General features: G+C 66.2%; 17 protein-coding genes, 1 tRNA gene and 1 pseudogene. 11 read left to right on the forward strand and 8 right to left on the reverse strand.

What is annotated here, in order from left to right; genetic code table 11:
• The first annotated feature begins 27 nt into the window (after positions 1 to 27).
• Together ASG07_RS13870 and mfd are read left to right on the forward strand one after the other, a co-directional pair.
• Entirely contained in the window at positions 28 to 294 is a 267-nt protein-coding gene (locus ASG07_RS13870) for an FAD assembly factor SdhE (RefSeq protein WP_055847837.1), read from the forward strand.
• Positions 295 to 330: 36 nt separating this feature from the next.
• Complete coding sequence (gene mfd / locus ASG07_RS13875; RefSeq protein WP_055847840.1) at positions 331 to 3,798, forward strand: transcription-repair coupling factor; 3,468 nt, start codon at positions 331 to 333, stop codon at positions 3,796 to 3,798.
• A gap of 27 nt (positions 3,799 to 3,825) precedes the next feature.
• Here mfd and ASG07_RS13880 read toward each other — a convergent pair whose 3' ends face one another.
• Both ASG07_RS13880 and ASG07_RS13885 read right to left on the reverse strand, forming a co-directional pair.
• Positions 3,826 to 4,245 carry a YybH family protein gene (locus tag ASG07_RS13880; protein WP_055847844.1) on the reverse strand — a complete coding sequence of 140 codons (420 nt, stop codon included), beginning with the start codon at positions 4,243 to 4,245 and terminating at the stop codon, positions 3,826 to 3,828.
• Positions 4,242 to 5,708 carry an EAL domain-containing protein gene (locus tag ASG07_RS13885; protein WP_055847847.1) on the reverse strand — a complete coding sequence of 489 codons (1,467 nt, stop codon included), beginning with the start codon at positions 5,706 to 5,708 and terminating at the stop codon, positions 4,242 to 4,244. Before ASG07_RS13885 ends, ASG07_RS13880 begins: the two co-directional genes overlap by 4 nt.
• 151 nt (positions 5,709 to 5,859) lie before the next feature.
• Between ASG07_RS13885 and moaA the strand changes: the two genes are divergently transcribed.
• From moaA to ASG07_RS13900, 3 genes are all read left to right on the forward strand, one after another.
• The gene (gene moaA, locus ASG07_RS13890; protein WP_201781029.1) at positions 5,860 to 6,840 is read left to right on the forward strand and encodes a GTP 3',8-cyclase MoaA; all 981 of its coding nucleotides are present in this window, start codon (positions 5,860 to 5,862) and stop codon (positions 6,838 to 6,840) included.
• Positions 6,837 to 7,616, forward strand: a complete 780-nt coding sequence (locus ASG07_RS13895; protein WP_055847853.1) for an NAD kinase — start codon at positions 6,837 to 6,839, stop codon at positions 7,614 to 7,616. The genes moaA and ASG07_RS13895 overlap by 4 nt, the downstream gene beginning before the upstream one ends.
• Before the next feature lie 97 nt (positions 7,617 to 7,713).
• Positions 7,714 to 7,788, forward strand: a tRNA-Asn gene (locus tag ASG07_RS13900).
• A 153-nt stretch (positions 7,789 to 7,941) separates the two neighbouring features.
• Here the strand turns inward: ASG07_RS13900 and ASG07_RS13905 are convergent.
• The 3 genes from ASG07_RS13905 to mgrA form a co-directional block, all read right to left on the reverse strand.
• Complete coding sequence (locus ASG07_RS13905; protein WP_055847857.1) at positions 7,942 to 8,421, reverse strand: hypothetical protein; 480 nt, start codon at positions 8,419 to 8,421, stop codon at positions 7,942 to 7,944.
• Between the two features lie 60 nt (positions 8,422 to 8,481).
• Positions 8,482 to 9,618 carry a glycoside hydrolase family 43 protein gene (locus ASG07_RS13910; protein WP_236694689.1) on the reverse strand — a complete coding sequence of 379 codons (1,137 nt, stop codon included), beginning with the start codon at positions 9,616 to 9,618 and terminating at the stop codon, positions 8,482 to 8,484.
• Between the two features lie 89 nt (positions 9,619 to 9,707).
• Positions 9,708 to 10,790, reverse strand: coding sequence for an L-glyceraldehyde 3-phosphate reductase (gene mgrA, locus ASG07_RS13915; RefSeq protein WP_055847860.1), 1,083 nt, complete (start codon positions 10,788 to 10,790; stop codon positions 9,708 to 9,710).
• A 408-nt stretch (positions 10,791 to 11,198) separates the two neighbouring features.
• Here mgrA and ASG07_RS17920 point away from each other — a divergent pair, with 408 nt between their 5' ends.
• On the forward strand, positions 11,199 to 12,569 hold the full coding sequence (locus tag ASG07_RS17920; protein ID WP_330219023.1) for an MFS transporter: 1,371 nt from the start codon (positions 11,199 to 11,201) through the stop codon (positions 12,567 to 12,569).
• Positions 12,570 to 12,846: 277 nt separating this feature from the next.
• Here ASG07_RS17920 and ASG07_RS18090 read toward each other — a convergent pair.
• Positions 12,847 to 13,539: pseudogene (locus ASG07_RS18090) on the reverse strand (ROK family transcriptional regulator); the annotation flags it as partial.
• A 126-nt stretch (positions 13,540 to 13,665) separates the two neighbouring features.
• Here ASG07_RS18090 and ASG07_RS13930 point away from each other — a divergent pair.
• From ASG07_RS13930 to ASG07_RS13945, 4 genes are read left to right on the forward strand one after another with little or no spacing between them, the layout of a single operon-like run.
• Entirely contained in the window at positions 13,666 to 16,440 is a 2,775-nt protein-coding gene (locus ASG07_RS13930; protein WP_082474819.1) for a TonB-dependent receptor, read from the forward strand.
• Positions 16,437 to 17,564, forward strand: a complete 1,128-nt coding sequence (locus ASG07_RS13935) for a hypothetical protein (protein ID WP_201781030.1) — start codon at positions 16,437 to 16,439, stop codon at positions 17,562 to 17,564. Before ASG07_RS13930 ends, ASG07_RS13935 begins: the two co-directional genes overlap by 4 nt.
• A 31-nt stretch (positions 17,565 to 17,595) precedes the next feature.
• On the forward strand, positions 17,596 to 18,150 hold the full coding sequence (locus tag ASG07_RS13940) for a hypothetical protein (RefSeq protein WP_055847874.1): 555 nt from the start codon (positions 17,596 to 17,598) through the stop codon (positions 18,148 to 18,150).
• Positions 18,151 to 18,202: 52 nt separating this feature from the next.
• Positions 18,203 to 19,357: a glycerophosphodiester phosphodiesterase family protein gene (locus tag ASG07_RS13945; RefSeq protein WP_055847879.1), complete on the forward strand. Its 1,155-nt coding sequence runs from the start codon at positions 18,203 to 18,205 to the stop codon at positions 19,355 to 19,357.
• A gap of 533 nt (positions 19,358 to 19,890) precedes the next feature.
• On the opposite strand, the gene ASG07_RS13950 is transcribed toward ASG07_RS13945, so the two are convergent.
• On the reverse strand, positions 19,891 to 21,183 hold the full coding sequence (locus ASG07_RS13950; protein ID WP_055847882.1) for a HAMP domain-containing sensor histidine kinase: 1,293 nt from the start codon (positions 21,181 to 21,183) through the stop codon (positions 19,891 to 19,893).
• Positions 21,180 to 21,863 (reverse strand): response regulator transcription factor, encoded by a 684-nt coding sequence (locus ASG07_RS13955; protein WP_055847887.1) that lies wholly within the window; start codon positions 21,861 to 21,863, stop codon positions 21,180 to 21,182. The genes ASG07_RS13950 and ASG07_RS13955 overlap by 4 nt, the downstream gene beginning before the upstream one ends.
• A gap of 269 nt (positions 21,864 to 22,132) precedes the next feature.
• Between ASG07_RS13955 and ASG07_RS13960 the strand changes: the two genes are divergently transcribed.
• Positions 22,133 to 23,029 carry an ABC transporter ATP-binding protein gene (locus ASG07_RS13960; RefSeq protein WP_055847892.1) on the forward strand — a complete coding sequence of 299 codons (897 nt, stop codon included), beginning with the start codon at positions 22,133 to 22,135 and terminating at the stop codon, positions 23,027 to 23,029.
• The last annotated feature ends 2 nt before the right edge of the window (positions 23,030 to 23,031 follow it).

The raw sequence follows: 23,031 nt of genomic DNA on the forward strand, positions 1-23,031 counted from the left end.
CGCCGGCTCATCGCCGTTGGGAGCCTTATGGATCACGAAATCCGCATCAAGCGTCTGCGATTCCGCAGTTGGCACCGCGGCACGAAGGAGGCCGACCTGATGATCGGCGGCTTTTTCGACGCGCATCACGCCGGCTGGACCGCCGACGAACTCGACTGGTTCGAGACGCTGCTGGAGGAACAGGATGTCGACATCATGGCGTGGGCGATCGGCTCGCTGCCCTGCCCGCCGCAATGGGACGGCCCGATGATGCACGCGATGCGCCAGCTCGGCTACGTCCCCATCGCCAAATGATTTAGCCCCTCCCCTGACCGGGAGGGGGGAGATACCATGCCCGACCTGAAGACGATCCTGACGGCGAAGACGCCGCTGACCCTGTCCGGCGTACCGGACGGCTTTCGCCCATTCCTGCTCGCCGATCTTGCCCGCGCCGCGACGTCGCGCGTGGTGTTCATCGCCGCCGACGATCAGGCGATGCGCGCGATCGCCGCCACCGCGCCGTATTTCGCGCCCGATCTGGAGGTGGTGCAATTCCCGGCCTGGGACTGCCTGCCCTATGACCGGGCGTCGCCGACGCTCCGCATCATGGCCGAACGGATCGCCGCGCTGCACCGGATGCAGGTCAAGCCGAAGACGCCGCAGCTGATCCTGACGACGGTCAACGCCGCCACGCAACGCGCGCTGACGCCGTTCCGCATCCGGCAACTGGTCGCGACACTCGCACCGGGTGAGCGGATCGGCCGCGACGACCTCGCCACCCTCCTGCAAGCCAATGGCTATGTCCGAACAGAAACCGTTCACGATCAAGGCGATTATGCCGTCCGTGGCGGGCTGGTCGACCTGTTTCCGAGTGGCGAGGAACAGGCGCTACGCCTCGACTTTTTCGGCGACGAGATCGAGAGCGTCCGCACCTTCGACCCCGCCGACCAGCGGACGACGGGCCGTGTCGACGGCTTCACGCTGCTGCCCGCATCGGAGACGCTGCTCGACGAGGAGTCGATCAAGCGGTTCCGCACGCGGTATCGCGAGAAGTTCGGCGCGACCGCGACCGGCGACCCGCTGTATCAGGCGGTGTCGGAGGGGCGGCGTCTGGCCGGCATGGAGCATTGGCTGCCCCTGTTCGAAGACAAGCTGGCGACCATGTTCGAGCATCTGGACGGCGACGCGGTCGTCGTCCGCGACGGCGTTACCGGCTCCGCGGGCGAGAGCCGGTTCGAGGCGATCGCCGATTACTTCGAGAACCGCCGCCGCGCCGAGGCCGCCCAGCCCGGCAGCTACCGCCCGCTCGCCGCCAAGTCGCTCTATCTCGACGCGGGCGAGTGGCGCGGTGCGCTCGACGCAGCGACGGCGCACGTCACGACGCAGTATCACGAGCCGGAATCGAAAATCGTGCTCGACTTCGAGGTCGACGGCCCGCGCGACTTCGCGCCGGAGCGCGCCGCGCAGACCAACGTCTACGAGGCGGTGGTCGAGCATCTGGAGAAACTGCGCAAGGAGGGCCGCAAGCCGATCCTCGCCAGCTATTCCAACGGTGCGCGAGAACGTCTCGGCAACCTGTTGAAAGATCATGGGTTGAAGGGCGGTAAGGCGGCCGAAACCTGGCAGGACGCGCTGGGCGTTGCCGACACCGGCAAGAGCTTCGGCGTCGCGCTGGTCGTGCTGCCCCTCGACCATGGCTTCACCGCGCCCGGCGTCGCCGTGCTGACCGAGCAGGACATGCTCGGCGACCGGCTGGTGCGACGCACCAAGCGCAAGAAGTCCGCCGACGCGTTCCTCGCCGAACTCGCGACGCTGTCGCCCGGCGATCTCGTCGTCCATGCCGATCACGGCATCGGCCGGTATAACGGCCTGACGTCGGTCCCGGTCGGAAAAAGCCCGCACGATTGCGTCGCGCTGGAATATGCCGGCGGCGACAAACTGTATGTTCCCGTCGAGAATCTCGAGGTCCTGACCCGCTACGGATCGGGCGAGGAGAATGCGAGCCTCGACCGGCTGGGTGGCGAGGCGTGGCAGCGGCGCAAGTCGAAGATGAAGGAGCGCATCCGCGAGATCGCGGGCGACCTGATCCGGACTGCGGCGGAACGCGCCCTGCACCACGGCGACGTCATGGAACCCGACGCCGCCGGCTATCCGAGCTTCGTCGACCGCTTCCCCTATTCCGAGACCGACGACCAGGATCGCGCGATCGACGACGTGCTGAACGATCTGGCCGCGGGCAAGCCGATGGACCGGCTGATCGTCGGCGACGTCGGCTTCGGCAAGACCGAGGTCGCGTTGCGTGCGGCGTTCGTCGCGGCGATGGCGGGCAAGCAGGTCGCGGTCGTCTGCCCGACGACGCTGCTCGCGCGCCAGCATTTCAACAACTTCAGCGCCCGGTTCGAGGGCTTTCCGATGAAGATGGGGCGCCTGTCGCGGCTCGTGACCGCAAGCGAGGCGAAGGCCACGCGCGAGGGGCTGGAGGCCGGTACGATCGACGTCGTGATCGGCACGCACGCGCTGCTGGCGAAGAACATCGATTTCAAACGGCTCGGGCTGGTGATCGTCGACGAGGAACAAAGGTTCGGCGTCACGCACAAGGAGAAGCTGAAGGCGCTGCGGGCGGACGTTCACATGCTGACGCTGACCGCGACGCCGATCCCGCGCACGTTGCAGATGGCGATGTCCGGCCTGCGCGAATTGTCGGTGATCCAGACGCCGCCGGTCGATCGTCTGGCCGTTCGCACCTACGTCATGCCGTGGGACCCGGTCGTCCTGCGAGAGGCGTTGCTGCGCGAACATTATCGCGGCGGCCAGACATTTATCGTGACGCCGCGCCTTGCCGACCTGCCCGACCTCGAAGATTACATGAGGAAGGAAGTGCCCGAAGTGCGCTATGTCGTGGCACACGGGCAGATGAGCGCGACCGAGGTCGAGGAGCGGATGAGCGCCTTCTACGACAAGAAGTTCGAGGTGCTTGTGTCGACCACGATCATCGAAAGCGGCATCGACATCGCCTCCGCCAACACGCTGATCGTCAACCGTGCCGACCGCTTCGGCCTCGCCCAGCTCTATCAGCTTCGCGGGCGCGTCGGCCGGGCCAAGACGCGCGCTTATGCCTATCTGGTCACCCCGCCGGAGCGGCAGATGACCGACGCCGCGGAGAAGCGGCTGAAGGTCCTGTCCGATCTCGACTCGCTCGGCGCAGGGTTCCAGCTCGCCAGTCACGATCTCGACATCCGCGGCGCCGGCAATCTGCTCGGTGACGAACAATCCGGACATATCAAGGAGGTTGGCTACGAACTCTACCAGTCCATGCTAGAAGAAGCGATTATGGATGCGAAGGCCGGTGGGCTGCGCGATCGGCCGCGCGACTTCAGTCCGCAGATCACGGTCGACGCGCCGATCCTGATCCCGGAGGATTACGTGCCCGATCTCGACCTGCGAATGGGTCTGTACCGTCGGCTGAACGAACTGGAGGCGGCGCGGGAGATCGAGGCGTTCGCGGCGGAGATGATCGACCGCTTCGGGCCGCTGCCGGACGCGACCGACAATCTGATCCGCGTCATCGAGATCAAGCTGAACGCGCGCAAGGCGTGCATCGCCAAGATGGACGTCGGCGCGAAGGGCGTACTCGTCAGCTTCCATGACAACCGGCCGGGCAATGTCGACGGGCTGCTCGCCTATGTCGAGCGACTGAAGGATGTCGCGAAGCTGCGACCGGACGGCAAGCTGGTGCTCAACCGCGCCTGGCCGGATGCCAAGGCGCGGCTGCACGGTGCACTGCAATTGTCGAAGGGACTGGCAAAGGCCGCGGGGTGATACGCGGCGTCAGAAGCAGCGGCGCGGTCAGCTACTATGATCGCTCAGGATCAGCCACTTGCCGCCGCGCCTTTCGAACACCAGCGTCGTCATGCCGGTCTCGACCTTGTCGCCCGTCAGGGTCCAGCGCGCGATGAACAGGCGGTGGGTCGGGTCGAGCGCACGCTCCACCAGCGGCTTGAAGCTGAGCTTGCCGCGCAGCGTGCCGGTCGCGCCGTAATTCTTGCGGTACATCGCCGCGATCTCGGCCCGGCCGCGCGCCAGTCCGTCGCCGGTCCCGGTGACGAACACCGCATCGTCGGCGTAAACGGCGAGGAAACGGTCGAGATCGTTGGCGTTCCAGCCCGCCGCGCTCTCCGCCATCGCCTTGGCGACGCCGGTATCCGCCGGCGCCGCCGCCACGATCGCGACCGGAGCCGCCGCCGTCATCAGAATCGACGCGATCATTGTCCCTCCACCATCCGCACCAGCGCGGCCTCGTCTAGCGGACCGGCCCGCAGGAAGCCCTGATACCAGCCGCATCCCTCCGCCGCCAGCAAGGCGAGCTGCTGCGGCGTCTCGACGCCCTCGGCGATCACCGCGAGGCCGAGCGCGCGTGCGATCTCGATCACCCCGCGCACCACCACGCGGTCGCGCGGATTGCCGGTGATGTCCCGCGCCAACGCCTTGTCGATCTTCAGGTAATCGAGCGGCAGCGCCTTCAGATAGGCGAGACTGGAATAGCCCGTCCCGAAATCGTCGATCGCCACCCGGCATCCCGCGCCGCGCAGTTCGGCAAGCAGCGCGGCGGCGGCATCGAGTTCGCGGATCATCCCGGTTTCCGTCACCTCGACGGTCAGTCGCCCGCGCGGAAATCCGCTCGCGTCGACCCGGTCGAGGAACAGCCGCGCGAACCCTGCCCGGGTCACATCCGCCGCCGTCAGGTTGACCGACAGCCGCAGTGCACCCAGCGAACGTGGCCATGCCGCCGCCCGACGCAACGCGAGTTCCTGGATATGATCGGACAGCGCGATCCCCAGATCGGCGCGATCGGCGGCGGCGAACAACTCCTCCGCACCCAGCGACCCGAGCCGCGGATGCGACCAGCGCGCCAGCGCCTCGACCCCGACGATATGCCCCGTCGCGATCTCGACCTGCGGCTGGAAGACGACCGCGATCTCCCCCGCCGACACGGCATGATGCAGATCGATCGCCAGTTCGTCGGGCGGTGCCGCGCCCTCGCGGGCCGCGACCCGCATCGTCGCGCCGTCACTGGCCTGCGCCCGGTCGAGCGCGTCGAGCGCGCGGCGGACGAGGGTGGCGGCATCGTCCCCCGGCTGCGGCTGCGCCAGTCCCAGTCGTGCGCCCGCCATCACGGGCACGTCACCGATCGCATAGGGTTTCGCCAGATCCTGCGCGATCGTCGCGGCGATCCGGGCCGCCCGGCCATCGTCGACCGCGACCAGAAAGCGCGCGGCGGGCAAGGCCGTGGCCGGCGATCCGGCCGCCGCGCCGATCCGCCCGGCCGCCTGGACCAGTGCGGCGTCGCCGGCGTCGCGACCGTGCGCGGCGTTGAGCAGGTCCAGCCGCGACAACGCCACCGCGATCACCGCCATGCCGGATGGATCGGGCATCGACGGCAGCAGGTCGACCGATTCGCCTCCCTCTCCCGCGCCTGCGCGCCGGTCGTGGAGACGCGCGGCGGCGGCGAAGCGACGGGCGTCCGCTATCGCACCGTCACCCGCCGGGTCAGCGAGAAAATGGCTCGCTCCGGCAGCGGCATAGCATTGCGGATCGTCATCGCCCGCGAGCAGGACGAGCAACGGTCCACCGTCCGCCGTCCGGGCGGCGATCTCCGCCAGCGCCTCCGGGCTACGGCCACGCGCATCCACCAGGGGTGCCAGTTGCCCCTCCTCTTCGCCCCCGTTCATCCTTCGACTCTAGGGCAAATCCGCGTTCCGTGAAACGCGCGCGTTTCGCCGATCGCCGATTGGTTGCGTCCAATCCTGAAAAAGTCGGGCTTGCCGCCGCCCCTCGCGCATCCTAGCTCCCGTCATGATGGCCTGCGCGACGAACAGCCCGATGATCGACCCCTTCGGGCGAACGATCCGCTATCTGCGCATTTCCGTCACCGATCGCTGCGACCTGCGCTGCCGATATTGCATGTCGGAAAAGATGACTTTCCTGCCCCGCTCTGCCTTGCTGAGCTTGGAGGAGATCGCGATCATCGCCGAACGGTTCGTCGCGCGCGGCGTCACCAAGATCCGGCTGTCGGGCGGCGAGCCGCTGGTGCGGCGCGACGTCGGCGAACTGGTGCGTCGGCTCGGCCGGATGGTCGGCTCCGGCCTGGACGAACTGACGATGACCACCAACGGCACGCGGCTGGCCGAACATGCGGCGGCGATGGTCGATGCCGGCATCCGGCGCGTCAACGTCAGCCTCGACACGATCGACCCCGACACGTTCCGCTACATCACGCGACACGGCGACGTGGCGCAGGTGATCGCCGGCATCCGGGCCGCCCGAGATGCAGGATTACGCATCAAGATCAACGCGGTGGCCCTCAAAGGTCTGAACGAGCATCAGCTTGCGCCGATGCTGCGCTGGTGCATCGACGAAGGGCTGGACCTGTCGCTGATCGAAACGATGCCGCTCGGCGCGATCGACGAGGACAGGACCGACCGGTTCCTGCCGCTGACCGCGGTCTTCGACTCGCTCTCCGTCGATTTCCCGCTGGTGCGCGACACCCACCGGACGGGGGGGCCAGCGCGGTATTGGCGGGTCGAGGGCACCGACACGCGCCTCGGATTGATCTCCCCGCTGACCGCGAACTTCTGCGATGGCTGCAACCGCGTTCGTCTGACGACCGAGGGCAAGCTGTACCTCTGTCTCGGCCATGACGATCAGGTCGATCTGAAGGCGGCGCTCCGCGATGGGGGGCTGTCGGCACTGGACGACGCGATCGACCTCGGCCTCGGGCGGAAGCCGGCGCGGCACGATTTCCGGATCGAGGCCGGAGCCGCGCCCGCCGTAGCACGGCACATGAGCGTCACCGGCGGATGAGCCAGCCGCCGCGGCGGGCGCTGGTCGCCTCCCCCACCGCTCCGGCGCAGGTCGCGGCGGCGGAACTCGCCGATGCGCAGGACTGGGTCGATATCGAAGAGGCGGATCTGATCGTCGCGCTGGGCGGCGACGGCTTCATGCTCCAGACGCTGCACAGGATGCTGGAGCGTCGCAAGGCGCCGGTGCCTGTCTTCGGCATGAATCTCGGCACGGTCGGCTTCCTGATGAACGAGTGGCGACGGCATGGCCTCGAGGGACGGCTGGAGCAGGCCCGTCCGTTCAAGGTGACGCCGCTGCAATGCACCGTCACCGGCGCGGACGGGCGCATCCACACGATGCCCGCGATCAACGAAGTGTCGCTGCTGCGTGAAACGCGCCAGACCGCGAAGCTGGAGGTGATGGTCAACGACCGCATCGTCCTGCCCGAACTGGCATGCGACGGCATCCTCGTCGCGACGCCCGCGGGGTCGACAGCCTATAATTTCTCGGCGCAGGGCCCGATCCTGCCGCTGGGCTCCAACCTGCTCGCGTTGACGCCGATCAGCCCGTTCCGCCCCCGGCGCTGGCGCGGTGCGATCCTGCCGGACAAGGCGCGGATCGCGATCCGGGTGCTGGACGCCGGCAAACGCCCCGTCTCCGCCGTGGCCGACCAGCGCGAGGTCCGCGACGTGGCGGAGGTGACGATCTGCGTCGACCGTGCCCGCGAACTGACGCTGATGTTCGATCCGGAACACGCGTTGGACGACCGCATCACGATGGAGCAGTTCATCGCCTGACGACATCCGTTTGCGGGTCGCGGACGGATTGTCGCAATATGGTCACGCAAGGGGTTGCGCCGCCGTTTCGACCGGTTATAGGACCGCGGCACGGCATTCCCTGATAGCTCAGCGGTAGAGCTCTCGACTGTTAATCGAGCGGCCGTAGGTTCGAATCCTACTCAGGGAGCCAGTTTTCCGGATGCCGCGCGCGTTCGGATTTCGGCTCGTGAAATGCCTCGATCGTCACGGTCTTCCCGTCGACAGATCGCGAACCGGTTTATCATCATATTCGTAAATATGGGCGCACAGCCTGTGTCACGGCGGCAGGCCCTGTCTGGTTCGATCAGGGGCGGTCGATATCAGCCTTGGCCGTAGCTGGCTTCGCGTTGGCGATCACCGTGGCCGCCGCGAAGACGAGGGCATCTTCCGCAAAGCCGGTCGCGGTCTGCCCCCAGCGTCGCATCGCTCGCTTCCGCAGCGCGAGGCCGCCATAGGACGACGCAACGGCAGCCGCGACGCCCAGTGCCGCCCCAGCCCATTGCCGTCTTGGCGGGGCCAGCGTCGCTCCTGCGAAACCACTCGTGATCGTCCGGGCGAGCAGTCCGAGAAACACCGTACGGTCGGGCGCGCTCTTCATCTTGTCGCCCGCCATCTCTGCCGCGGCCATCACGACACCACCGGTCGCCGGCAAGGCCCGTGCCATGAGGCGTGCCGGGGCATTGTCGTGCGGCAAATTACCGAGCCTTGCGGCCCCGGCCAGCGCCGACAGCGGCGTCATCGCGCGCTGGCCGGCGACCAGCCCCATCAGGATCGAGCGTAGCATGATGTTCCTTCCGTATCCGTCCGACGAACGGATGACGGTCGGAAGCGATCCTGCGACGGCCTACCGCGCGCTGCCCGTTCCGGCGAAATACGCCTCCAGTCGTGCGGCTTCCGCGACGGTGATCGGCATCACCGCACCATGTTTGGGCGACGCGAAGTTGGTCGCCCTCATCCGCGATCCGGGATCGTTGAAGCGGCCGATATCGGTGAACGTCCGGAAATCCTTCGTCTCGGCGAACCCCATATTGTTGGGCTTGGCCCCGAACACGTCGTACATCAGCACATAGGTATCGGTACCGTGACGACGCCACAGCGTCGGGGCCTCCGCCGCGACTTTCTCCGGATCGACCTTTTGCGGGTCGTAGGCATAAGGGCCGGTCAGCCTGTCCGACACCGCCTGACGGATGTTGCCGGGCTTTTCATGCGCGACGTAGAACATGTGATACCGGTCGCCGACCTTCGTAATGTCGGCGTCGATCACATTCACGTCGGGCCGGGGATAATCGAGGATCTTCTCCGGCACCGTCGTCAACGTCGTGAACGCCGGATCGGCATAGGAATAGACCATGAAGTTCGGGCCGTTGCCGTAGCGCGTCGTGAAATACACCATCATCCGCCGTTTCGCCGGATCCCAGATCGTCTCCGGCGCCCAGGCATTGCCCGCATTCGCAAAGGCGGGAAACAGGCGCGACACGTCGACCTTTGCCAGCGTCCAGTGGATCAGGTCGCGGCTCTTCATGAACAGCAGGTTGCGGTTGTTGCCCCAGCCGAAATCCTTGTCCGGCCGCTCCCATTCCGTCGTGCGCAGCCCCTCGCGCCGGGCGAAGATGTGGAGATCGGTCATCGACATGTAGAAGGAGTCGTCCGGCCCGCGCATGATGTGCGGATCGCGCACGCCCTTCTGGTCGGCGATGTCGCGTCCGGACAGCACCGGGCGGCCATTATTGACATCGGTGAAGCTGTACCCGTCGCGCGAGACGGCGAAATAGAGCGAGTGCGTCTCGTCCTTGAAATAGGTCATCAGATAGGCCGTTTGCGGCAACCTGGCCGCGCGGGGCGCCGGATATCGACCGAGGTCCCTGACGACCTTCAACTGGCGATCCGTCGCGGCCGCGGTGACCGAGACCTTGGGGCTGGTCGCCCACGCGCCTGCGCAGCAGGCCAGCGCCGCCGCACCCGAAATCCAAAATGCCTTCATCCCGTCCCTCATGGCTGTAGCCGCCGATCGACGACTTAGACCATGAGGGCAGCGGCAGGTCAATTACTCCTACTAGATGCCCGTCGGGATCAGCCGCTGCGTGGCACGCCCTGCGCAGTGGGCAGATCGACGATGTCGGAGGATCCCGCCCACAGGTTGATCCCGCCATCCTGCGCGGCGGCGTCGATCGCCTCCAGCTCGTCGGCGGAAAAATCGAGCCCCTTCACCGCATCGAGCGAGTCGTCGAGCTGCTTCACCGATCGCGCGCCGATCAACGCCGACGTCACGCGAGGGTCGCGGAGCACCCAGGCGATCGCCATTTGCGCCAGCGTCTGGCCGCGCCGGCCGGCGATCGCGTCGAGCGCTCGGATCGCGGCCAGATTCCGGTCGGTCAGCAGCGCCTGCGACAGCGATCCTCCCCGGCTGGCCCGCGCATCCTGGGGAACGCCGTCCAGATATTTGGTCGTCAGCATCCCCTGCGCCAGCGGCGAGAACGCGATGCAGCCCGTGCCCAGATCGTCGAGCGTCGCGAGCAGTTCCGCTTCGATCCAGCGATTGAGGATGGAGTAGCTGGGCTGGTGGATGAACAGCGGCACCTTCTCCTCCGCAAGGATCGCCGCCGCCCGCCGGGTCAGACCGGGTTCGTAGGACGAGATACCGACATACAGCGCCTTCCCCTGCCGATGCAGCTGGACGAGCGCGCCCATCGTCTCCTCCAGCGGCGTGTCGGGATCGACGCGGTGAGAATAGAAGATGTCGACATAGTCGAGGCCCATCCGCTTCAGGCTCTGCTCGCAACTGGCGATCAGGTATTTGCGGGACGAGCCGATGTCGCCGTAGGGGCCGGGCCACATGTCCCACCCCGCCTTCGTCGAGACGATGAGTTCGTCGCGGTGCGCGGCAAAGTCGGAGGCGAGCACGCGCCCGAAATTCTCCTCCGCCGATCCGTAGGGCGGCCCGTAATTGTTCGCGAGATCGAAATGCGTGACGCCGCGATCGAACGCCCGCCGCAGCACCGCGCGGCCGGTATCGAACACATCGGTGCCGCCGAAATTCTGCCACAGGCCCAGACTGATCGCGGAAAGCTTCAATCCGCTCCGGCCGGTGCGGCGATACGGCATGCTGCCGTCGTAGCGGGCGGGAGCGGGCGTATACGGAGCGGGATAGGGCATGCAACCTCCTGAACGGGAATGCCTTGTAAAGGATGCCGATCCCGGGCCAGGTATCCCGTCATACGTGGTGAACGCAACGGGCAGGCAACGAAGGCCAGCCAGTCGCCCCCGCGACGGCGGCAGAACCCTGAACGTGATGATGTGCTGGCCGGCGCGGCAAAGCTCGGATGATGACCGCATGGCATGACATTCCGACACCACCGCATGCTCATGCGGTCTGCCCCGACGACGGCACACGCCCGCCGCTTTCTCACCCTCGACGTCGCCCGGAACCTGGACGATGTCTGATGAACGACGGAACTTCGTGCCATGCCGTCGGCATAGTAGATGCAGCTCGTTACATAAAAGCAACACAGACGGGTGTTAGCCGTCCGCGATCCGTGAAGCCGTTTTCCAAGGATACATGATTTGTACCCGCCCCGACGATCGCGGCCATGGCGGACGGGCACGATCCCTGTCTATCTGGTTGCGCATCATGCGAAGAGCCAGCTCTGGCACGCGAGCACCCTGCTGTTCGGTTTCTTCCTGACGGAAGCTTGCGGCATCGATGCGCGGTCGATGGGCTGGATCATGGCGGCGTCGCTGCTGCTCAACGGCGTGATCGACTGGTGCGTGGGGCGATGGCTGCGTGACAGCGTGACGCAGGAGATGATTGCCCGTCGCCTGCAGGCACGGGGGACGGCGCTGACTTGCGGCTTCTTCCTGCTGTTTTGTGCGACACCGCTCGTACCCACGGATGCGCGGTCGGCATGGGCACTGGCCACGCTGCTCGGCTTCCGCGCGACCTATCCGCTGCTCGACGTGCCGCAAAACGCCTTCGCGGCACTGCTCCCGCTGGGCAGGCATGCGCGGTGCACGCTGCTGGCCGGGCGCAACATCGCGTCGGGTCTCGCGGCCGTCGCGGTGAGCTTGGTCGCGGCACCGATGCTGATCGGTCACACCGGCATCGTCGGCTGGATGATCTGGGCGGGCGGCCTTTCGGCGTTCGTCTGTGGCACCGCGTGGTGGCTGGCACGCATGCCAGCGATCGAAAACATGCCCCGGCCCGAAGCGGACGCGCCCACCCCGCCCGGTCTGCCCTTCTCAACGATCCTTTGCGCACTGGCGGTAATGATCGCGGCCAGCGCCATGTTTCGCGTGATCGAGCCCTATTACGCCGCCTTTGCCGCCGATGGGGCGGGCCTGCTGCTATGGGCGTCTGTCGGCGGAACCCTGAGCCAGCCCGCCTGGGCCTGGTGCCGCCGACGGTGGGCGGAAAGCGGCGTGCTCATCGGCGCTGCGATCCTGCTGCTGGGGGCTGCTGCGACGCTGTCGAGCGCGCAGCGGTGCTCGCCAATCGGTATCGTCCTCATCGGATCGGCATTCGGCGTGGGTTCGGGCGGACTGTGGCTGATGTTGTGGGCGGATATGATGGACCGGGCGGCGCGGGGCAACGCCACCCGCTATGTCGGCACGTTCACCTGCGTTTCGAAAGCGGCGCAGGCGGCCGCCATCCTGCTGACCGGCCATGTATTGGCGGCAACGCCCTATCGCTTTGCGATGCGGGACCCGTTGTCGTGGCCGTCGCTGTCGATGGTGGGCGCGCTCGTCGCTATCGCCGGGGTATGCCTTGCGCTGGCACTGGCGATTACCGTCAGTCGAATACCGTCCGATGGAACACCAGCGAGGCCGCACCGAGCGGGCCGGAAAGGTCGGGCTCCAGACTTGCAACCTCCAGCGCGGTCGATGGCGCACGGCGTCCGCGGCGCATCGGCAAGCGACTTTCCGGCCATTCGATAGCATCCACGATCCGCTGCGCCAGTGCGCGCGGCAGCCGCCCGCCGAGGATCAGCGCCTCGCAATCCAGCGTCATGCGCAACGTACCGAACAGCCAGGAGAAGGACGGCTGATGCTCCGCCAGCCATTCCTCCACACCCGGCCATTCGGGGTCGAAGCGGGCGATCATGTCGGAAATGCCCGAACAGCCGACGCCATACTCGGCCAGACGGTCGCGTAGCGTCGTCAGATTGGGCGTCACACGCCCGCTGCCGGGAAACAGGCCCGCGATCTCGCCGGCATTGCCGTGCCGCCCGCGCATCAGCGTGCCATCCGCAACGATTCCTGCGCCGAAGCCCGCAGCGACGTTGATGTAGCAAAAGCTGTCGTAGCGCGAACCGACACCTAGAATCCGCTCGCCCAATGCAGCCGCGCTGGCGATATTCTCGACCACTACCGGCATCGCCAATTGTCGCCCGATCGTCTCGTGCAGGTCGACAAGCGCCCAATCGTCGAGCTCGGGCCCCGGATTCACCGCAGAAGACGCGACGAAATAGCCCGCGACCGCCACGCCCAATCCCCGCAACCGTCGCCGGTCCACCCCCGCAGTGGCCATCCGCTCCAGTCCGAACGCCATCGCAGCATCGAGCATCTGCGCCCGCGGCATCCCCGGCTGGGTGATCTCCTGCCGCGCCCGTACCGCCCCCGCCAGATCGATCAGCACGACGTCGGCGCGATCCGTCATCACCGACACGCCGAGGCTGAAGGCCGCGTCGGGCTGGATATGGATCAACGCACTGGGCTGTCCCCGGCCGGCCGCCACCGCCTCGCCGCTGCGGACCAGCCCGGCCGCCTCCAGTTCCTCGGTCGCCCGGAACACCGCGGTTCCCGAAAGGCCGGATTCGCGAATCAGTTCGGATCGCGACACGCTGCCGTGGCGCCGGATCGCCGCCAGCATCGCTCTGCTGCGTGCCGAGATCCTGTCCGAGCCCATTTTATTTCTCCCTTCCACCAGAACGACTTGCAGCAGCTCACGCTCATGATTGCCGTAAATCCCATTGACCGTCAAATAAGTTTCATACTGTAACGTATATATTGCGGCTCCAAGGGGAAATCGTAGATGACATCTTTGTACCGCATGCGCCCGACCGTCTGGCTGCTGATTGGAACATCACTGCCGTGCGGCGTGCCGGCCGCCGCCCAATCCGTGACGACGCCTGTCACCCCGACATCGCGCGACCTGGCGAACGTCGATCGGCCGGCCGTGCCGGACGAGGACGGGGGTGAGGACATCGTCGTTACCGGCTTCCGGTCGTCACAGCGTTCGGCGACCAAGGCGAAGCGGGAGTCGGCGGTTATCCTCGACGCCGTGTCGCAGGACGATGTCGGCCGCCTGCCCGACCTCAACATCGTGGAGGCGAGCCGTCGGATCACCGGCGTGTCGGTAGTGGGCGGTGCCGATCCGACCAAGAATCGCGACATCTACCAGCGCGCGACGATCCGCGGCCTCGATCCGAAATACAATCTGGTGACGATCGACGGCATTCCGCTGGCCTCGCCCGACTGGGTTTTCCGCGGCGCGCGGCTTGATATGCTGCCCTCGTCGCTGGTGTCGCGGATCGAGGCGATCAAGAGCGTCGCCGCGCAATATGATCCGCACGCATTGGGCGGCCAGATCAACATCGTGTCGAAGAGCGCGTTCGACGGACGCGGCGACCGGTTCTTCGTCGTCAACGCCAATGGCGGCTACAACGACACCGCTGGCAAGTTGATCCGCGGCGGCGGCCCGGCGGTCCGGACCGACGCAACGGCTGCGACGCGCTTCGGCGCGAACCGGGATTTCGGCATCGTCGCGTCGGTAGAATACCAGCGCCTGCCCTCCACCGCACGGGCCGAGTTGCCCGGTGACAGCAACGGCGCGGGCTGGTCGTACTTCACCGCAGCGGGCGCGCGGAGCCCATTCCCGAACCGGTCGACCGGACTGCTGGTGCCGGTTCGCAATCAGGATTATTTCTTCGAGAACATGCGTACCCGGCTCAGCGTCAACCTGAAGCTGGAATGGCGGCCGGACGATGCGACCGAACTGTCGTTGTTCGGCGGGTACTACCACGACAAGGATACCGAGACCCGGTACGAGATACTGACGCTGCCGACCGGCGCGCCCACCGCCGTCACCGCGACGAGCGGCGCATTCGCGCAGGGCGATTTGCAACAAGGGCTGACCTATCAGCCGGTGACGCGCGACACGTGGCTGATCGACGCCAGGGGGCGCCACGATTTCGGTGGCGGCGTGGTGCTCGACACGACGCTGGCGCGCTCGAAGGCGGAATATCGCGAACTGCGCCAGATGATAAAATACGACACCAACCCGCGGGCGGGCACGTCGGCGGCCGGATTTCTGCCAGCGTTCGGCTATGGCTATACGATCGCCGACGGTCGCCCGCGGCTGACGATCAACGACACCGCGGCCGCCAACAATCCCGACAGCTACCGCGCACTCTATTATCGCAGCATCAACCGCGATCTCGATTCCACCGTCGATTTCGGCAGGGTCAATCTCGGCTTCAACGCGACGGCGGACGATCGCGGCTTCGGCGGCAATGTCGGTGCCGCGGTCACCCGGACCGACCTGTCCTATGACCAGCGCTACACCGAATATGTCTCCGCCAATGCCGCCGGCCTCGCGACGATCGGGACGATGCGCGGCATCCTCCACGACAAGCGGCCGACCGCATATCTGACGCCGGCGGTGCCGTATTTGCTGATCGACCGGCCGGCGGCGTGGCAGCGGTTCGAAGCCAATCGCGGGGCGTTCACCACCACCGACCAGCGCGCCAACAATGCGGCCGACGACTTCCGCGATCTGGAAACGACGAAGGCCGGATATGCCCAGGCGCTGTTCCGCGCCGACCGTTTCGATGTGCAGGCGGGGATACGCTACGATGCGACGAAGCTGGTCATCGATACCAATCAGGCGCCCACCGCGCGCGGGGCGACGGCGTATGAAGCAGTGCGGCGGAACACGGACTATGCGTTCTGGCTGCCCTCCGCGCTTGCGACATACCAGCTGGGAGACGGCATGCGGATACGGGCGGGCGTGTCGAAGACGATCGGCCGGCCCGACTACAGCCAATATGCGGCGCGCACGTCGTTCGGGATCGGCACCGACGGGACATTGACGGTCAGCACCGGCAACCCGGACCTGAAACCGCGCGAGGCGTGGAACTACGACCTGTCCTACGAATGGTACATGCCCGCCGGCATGATCTCGGTCGCGGCGTTCGCGAAGGACATCCGGAACGAGATCTTCACGAGCAGCCAGCAGGGCCCGGCGACCATTTTCCAGGGCGTTACCTACCAGACCGTATTCGTCAGCACACCGCGCAACGCCACCGGCGCGACGGTGAAGGGGCTGGAGGTCGGTTACACCATGGACCGGATCGCGACGCTGCCGGGGCTGGGCTTCAACGCCAATTTCACCCTGCTCGACGGATCGTATCGCCAGCCGGTCAGCACGGCCGGCATCGCATCGGGGCTGCCGGCGGCGCGCAAGACCAGCGGGCTGATCCAGCAGCCGGATTATATCGCCAATCTGACGGTTTTCTACGCCACGGGGCCGGTCGAATTGCGTGCCTCGTACAATCGCATCGGTCGCGCGCTGCAATCGGCGGATGGCGATACACCGACGCGCGACCTGTACCAGGAACCGCGCCAGCAGGTCGACGTGCAGGCCCGGTACGCGGTGCGCGAAGGGGTGGAACTGGTCGGGCAGGTGCAGAACCTGACGAAGGAGGCGTTCGTCGTCCGGCAGGGGGTCGGTCGCGACTATCTGAACTATTTCTTCCCGGTCGGGCGGACGTTCTGGCTGGGCCTGTCGTGGAAGCCGAACTGGTGAACCGCGGCATCGCGGCTGCCATCGCGCTAACGTGCCTCCCCGTCATCGCGACCGCGGCGCCGGCGGAGGACGCGGTGCGCGTCGTCCTGAAGTTCGTGAAGCGCGATGGCGCCGGTGGCTCGGCGATCCGGTTCGATCCTGCCTCCTGTCCCGCCTGTCGCCTGATCGACGAACCGCTGTTCAATGCCGACAATCCGCGCGAGACGGTGATCGCGCTCAGCGTGCCGCGCCGGCGTACGATCGAGCTGGCGTTCGACGGGCGGCCCGGCATGGTTCGCCAGGTGCTGCTGGAAGCCGGCGACCTCGCCTTCCGCAACGATGGCAGCCGGATCGTCGTCGACTTGCCACCGCTGGCGCAGGACGCGATCACCGCCGCGGAGGTAGCGACTCACATCGTCGAGCCGGGCATGGTCCTGCGGTTCGAGCACGCCGATCCCGCCCGCCGCGCTGGTGCCTATGCAAGCGGAGCCTTCCCCGAACGCGAACGGCGAGCGGCGGACGTGCTGGAATTCGCACAGCGGCAGGTCGTCCGGTCACTGGGACTCGGCGAGCGGGCGGCGCAGCGCGGATGGGGCGCCATCCAGATCATGGGGTTCGACATGAATGCGCCGCACGGCCACGTCGATGCGCCGCCGCACGTTCACATGCACCTGCGCTGGCCCGGCGATACCGGCACGCAGATCGGGCATTACTATATCGATCGGGCCGGCTCGCTGTCGCACAATCTGGTCGGCGTGAAGGGGCTCGGCACGCCGGACCGGCGATATGAGCGCGGCGAGACGTTCGCGACGATCGCACCGGACGGAACGACCGCCTATACCCATCGGATCACCGAACGCGGCTGGCTCGACATCGCCGACGGCGATGGGCGGACCTGCCAAATCCGCCCCCTGTCGGATACCGGTTTCGCGGACGGTGCCACGGTCACGTGCCCGGACGGTCGCCAGCAACGTATCACCGTGCGCGACGACCTCGAGGACGGCGTTCTGAAAGTCACGACCGACACGATCGTCGAGACCTTCCGCTATGCACCGGCGACCGGACTCCTGCTGTCACCCATGGCGCCACCGCCCGGTGCGCCGTCCGTACCGCAATCCCGAACCGCTGCCGGGTCAGGCCGGTGAAGGACGCCTTTACACCACGGAGCCGACCCGAATGGCGGTCGGCATGATCCGCAGGAGGCGCCTCTACATCGCCGGCATCGCGCTTGTGATCCTGTCGGCGACAGGCACGATGATCTTCTGGCAGGACGGCTCCGGCCGCGACGCAAACGCGGCGTCGGTCCGCGTCGTCGCCGGCCCGGCCACCGGTCTGCGTAGCACGGCAGCCCCGGCTACCGCCGCCGCGGCCCCGACCGGGAACGCCGCTCCACCCATGGCCGACTTGACGGTCAACGAACGATCGGAGGCGCTCGAACGCCGGCCGCGCGACGCGATATGGGCAACGCAGACTGAGGCGTCGCTGCGCGCGCAGTTGCGCGGCAACGATGTCGTGCCGGGCGCGATCCGCTGCACCGACACCCTGTGCTCCGTGCAGGGAACGATCGCTTCCTCGTCACCGTCCGACCGCCAGCGGATTGTCGATGGACTGGTGCGGGGACGCCTGCATGCCACTTACGATCGTGCCGGCCTCCAGCCGATGCAGGCGCTCAGCATCGACGCCGACGACGCCGGCACCCTCCACTTCACCGAATACCTGCAGCGAAAATGATCCGCACTGCTGGTGATTACCCCGGAACAGTTTACTAAAGGAAACCGACACGATGAACGTGCGTAATCTGTGCATCGCATTTGCGATCGTCACGCTGGCGGCGCCGGCCGTCGCGGAGAATTATTCACCGGCCAAGGTGATCCAGGCGATGAAGGTGGATAATTCCCGCCTGCGCATCGTCGTGGAACATCGCGGCCACTTCTCGGGCGGCTGTCCGGAGAATTCGGCCTGCGCGATGGCCGCCACCGCCGATGGTGGCATAGAAGCCGCCGAGATCGATATCCGCGAGTCGGCAGACGGCACGCTCTGGCCGATCCACGACACGAAAATCGGGCGCCTGACGAACTACAGCGCCAACGGACACCTCTTCAATCCCTTCTACCATTCGGCGCAGAACGACGTGAACAACCCGGCGATCGAGGCCATGCGGGATGCAACCCTTCGGACACTCAAGTTGCGCGATCCCTCAGGTGTCGTGACCAGCAGCCCGTTCCAGCCGCTGGAGGCGATGATGCACCAGGTCGACGTGCGAAATCGCAACCTGGTCTATGTTTTCGACATCAAGACGAAGGCGGCGATCGGAAAAGTCGCCGCCATGATCAAGCGGCTCGGGCTGGACGATCGCTCCGTCCTCAAATTCAACAGCACCTTGACGTCGGTATCCGAAGTTTCGGCGGAAACGCAGGGCCTGCATTTCGTGCCCGTCCTCGGGACTGGAAGCCTGGACCAGATCGCCGATCACCACCATCTCGAAAAAAGCCAGCCGTCCGAGCGGATCGCCGCGTACGTCAGCGACTGGGCGCATACCGGCGGGTTCGTCTATTTCGAGGTCCGGAACAAGATGTTCTCCGGGCCGTCCAGCGGCAACACCTTCGATGCCAAGGTAGAGGGACCGCTGAGCGAGCTCGATTTCTATATGGCCTTGTCCAGGATTGCGATCGGTGGCTACGCTCCGCATACCGAGCATTACTCGACGGCAGACCAGCCCGGAACCGGCTATTATTTCGTTGACGGCCAATGCTGCCAGCAGCTCGGGGGGACCCTTGATCGGTCCCGGGCCTTCGGCCCGGATCTGCGGGACGACCGCGAGAACCTGCACTATATGATAAGCTATAATGCGGTCACGATCAGTGACCAGGCCGCATCCGCCCTGAACGTCGCACGTGCGATGGGCGGTCGGGCCGATCAGTACAAGCTGTACTATTGACGTGATGGCGGGGTGTCGCCGTCGTCGGCGACACGCGGAACATGAGGTAATCGCCGGCTTGTCGCCACCATCCGCGGATCGAGCCACGTCACCGGCTCCCACGACCGGCAGGCGGGTGGCGGCGGCTGAACCGGCCCGAGCGACCAGCGCGCGGCGACTGGTGCCATTACGGCCGTGGAAACCCGTCACTCGCCCGTCGCGCCGGTTCCCTGCTGCAGCCGATCGGCCTCGCTGCGCGGCGTTAACATGGTGTGCTCCGTGTCACGCCTCTCATCGCTGTGACTTTGCTTCGGCGCACACCGGACGAGAGCGGATGTCTCAGGATCGAGGTGGGGCCGACGCAGGGACGGGTCACCTCCAGCGGATGTACGGCTCGTCGCATGTTCCGCAGTGCCCCGTGCAATCATGGCTTTTCGACTTCCGCCGCCTGGGCATAGCCGCAATGGCCATGGGTGCTCAGCCTTGTGAAGGTAACAAACGCTTCTCACCGGTTGCTGATCTCCGCGCGGTCGTCACATCCGTTGGAACAGGTTTCAACGCGGTCGTGCCAGCGGAAGCGAGACAGTAACGCGCAACCCCGCATCGCTTCGGTTGCGCAATGTCACCGTTCCACCGCACGCTTCGATCGCACGCCGGGCGATTTCCAGACCGAGTCCGAATCCGGTTCGCGACTGACCAGCACCTTGTACGAAGGGTTCGAACAGCGATTTGGCCACCGCCTCGTCGATGCCGGGTCCTTCGTCATCGATCTCCACGACGGCGGCTCCGTCGCTCCGACGCAAGGTTGTGCGTATCGACTGGCCCCGGCCTGAAAACCGCAGCGCGTTGCGGAAGATGTTCTCTATGCCACGATGGGCGAGCAAGCCACTTCCGGCGACCAGCCAGTCCGCGCCATCGCGGTCGACAGACAGTCCGTTCGTGACGAGGGTTACACCCTGCAGTTGCGCTTCGAACGCAGCGTCGACGGTAATGACCCGCAACACTTCGAGCGCGTCGAAATAATCGTCTCCGTTGCCGGCGCCGCTTTCGATCCTGCTCAAGGTCAGCAGCTCTCCCACCAGAGCGTCGAGACTGATCGTTTCACGATCGATCCGGTCGAGTGCTCCCGCGAGCTTGGCGGGATTGTCCCGCGCGATCCCGCTCGCCAGCCGCAGCCGGGCAAGGGGCGACCGAAGTTCATGCGATACGTCGTGCAGCAAGCGGTCGCGCGCCTGCACCAGTTGCTCCAGCCGGTCCGCCATACGGTCGAAATCCTTGGCCAGATCGGCCACCTCGTCGCGGCGGCGCCCCATCGAATGCGCCAGCCGCAAATCCAGTTCGCCGTCCGCGAGCCGTTCGAACCCCCGGCGCAGGCTATGGATCGGCCGTGCGACGTACCAGGCCAATCCCGCGCTGAACACCATACCGGCGAGATTCAGCATCAGGAACGCATCGAGCGGGATGAGCCATGCGGACCAGTCGTCGGTCACTTCGGGTAACGGTCCCGGCGTATAGCGCAGGCACCAGTCCGGCTCGATCCGTCGGGCGATCTGCCGGGGATCGCTGGCCGGCGCGCAACGATCCGTGGCAAGCGGCACCACACGAAGCCGCCGCCTCACGTCGATGGGCCACGCAGCCGACTGCCGCGCGAGACTATCGGCGCCGTCCCGCTGCAAGACGGATCCCGCCATCTCGACGACCGTACGGCCGACGGTACGGGGCGCGTCCCAGGCCGGATCGACCGGCCCGGCGCTACGCTCAAAATACAATATCGCAGTGCAGGCATACATGAACAGGTACGCCAGCCAGAAGCCAAGCCAGATCTTCCAGAACAGCCGGCCCTTCATTCGCGTACGGTCAGTCGATAACCAAACCCGCGAAACGTCTCGATCTCGATCGCTCCCGCGCTGACGCCGGCAAGTTTCAGGCGCAGATTGCTGACGTGCACATCGATGCTCCGGTCGTAGCGCTGGCGTTCGCGCCCAAGCGCCACCAGCGACAGATGGTCCTTGGTGGCGACCGTATCGCCACCACGCATCAACGCTTCCAGCAATTTGAACTCCGTGACCGTCAGCTGGAACGGGGTGCCGGCCCAAGACAGGCCGCGGGTCGCCGGCGTCAGCATGAGCTTTCCGCGTATCAGCGGCCCGGGATGCCGGACGTCGGTGGAGCGCCGCAGGACAGCACGCAGCCGGGCGACCAGTTCGCGCGGCGAATACGGCTTGGCCATATAGTCGTCGGCGCCCAGTTCGAGCCCCATGATACGGTCGATGTCGTCACCGCGCGCGGTCAACATGATGACAGGAATGGCGCTCTCTTCCCGGATGCGACGCAATGCCTCGATCCCGGTGATCCGCGGCAGCATGATATCGAGAATGACGGCGGCAAAACCGCCGCCGAGCGCCAGCGGGACACCATCTTCTCCTGTCGTCGCCGCCGTCACTGCGAAGCCTTCGTCGGCAAGATAGGTGCCAAGCATCCGGCTAAGCTCGGCGTCGTCATCGATCAGCAGGACCGCGGTCATCATCTCTTTCGTTCCTGCACGGGCGGTACGGATGGACGAGCACGAGCCGATTGTCATCGATCCTTACGCGATCTTTACGCTTCGCTGACGAAAACCTTACCCGCGCGCGCGTGTCGGTGCGGCATGAGGACGGCGATGCACTCCGCCGCGCCATCAATCCCATCCATCGCTGCGGCCCCGCGATCGCGCATGACATTTCGCTCCGTAGACAGACGTCTGTCGGGCCGGTCGTACGCGCCGCCCTCTCCTCAATCCAACAGCAGGATAGCCCCATGCTCGAGCTGGTGAACGTCAGCCATGTCTACGCCAATGGCACCCGGGCACTCGACGACGTGACGCTGTCCATCCCCAAGGGCATGTTCGGCCTGCTGGGTCCCAACGGCGCGGGCAAGTCCACGCTGATGCGGACGCTCGCCACGTTGCAGACGCCGCGGTCGGGCAGCATCCGGTTCGGCGATATCGACATTCTGGCGGAGCCGGAACGACTGCGCGCGACGCTGGGCTATCTGCCGCAGGATTTCGGCGTCTATCCGCGCGTTTCCGCCTATCACATGCTCGACCACATGGCGGTCCTGAAGGGTATCGCATTGAAAGGCGAGCGCCGGGAGACGGTCGAGACGCTGCTGAACCAGGTCAACCTGTGGACCGTCAGGGGCAAGGCGATCGCCGGCTTCTCGGGCGGGATGCGGCAGCGGTTCGGGATTGCCCAGGCGCTGATCGGCAATCCCGGACTGATCATCGTCGATGAACCGACTGCCGGCCTCGACCCGGAGGAACGCAACCGCTTCCACAATCTGCTGGCGGAGATCGGTGAGTCCGTGGTCGTAATTCTGTCCACCCACATCGTCGAGGACGTGGCGGACCTTTGTCCGCGCATGGCAGTGCTCGCGGCCGGGCGCATCCAGCTGGAAGGAGCACCGCTGGACCTGATCGAGCGGGCACGCGGAACGGTGTGGGCGAAGACGATCGAGCGGGCGGACCTCGACGACTATTCCCGCCGGTTCGAGGTCATCGCGACGCGCCTGTATGCTGGTCGCACGATGATCCATGTCCTGTCGGAGAACGATCCGGGTGATGGGTTCGCGGTCGCATCGGGTGGTCTGGAGGACGTCTATTTCTCCACCCTCGCCCGGACGCGCCGCGCCGCGACAGTCGCTCCCGCGGCCTGAGG

It is taken from the genome of Sphingomonas sp. Leaf343 (assembly GCF_001423765.1).
GTDB lineage: Bacteria > Pseudomonadota > Alphaproteobacteria > Sphingomonadales > Sphingomonadaceae > Sphingomonas.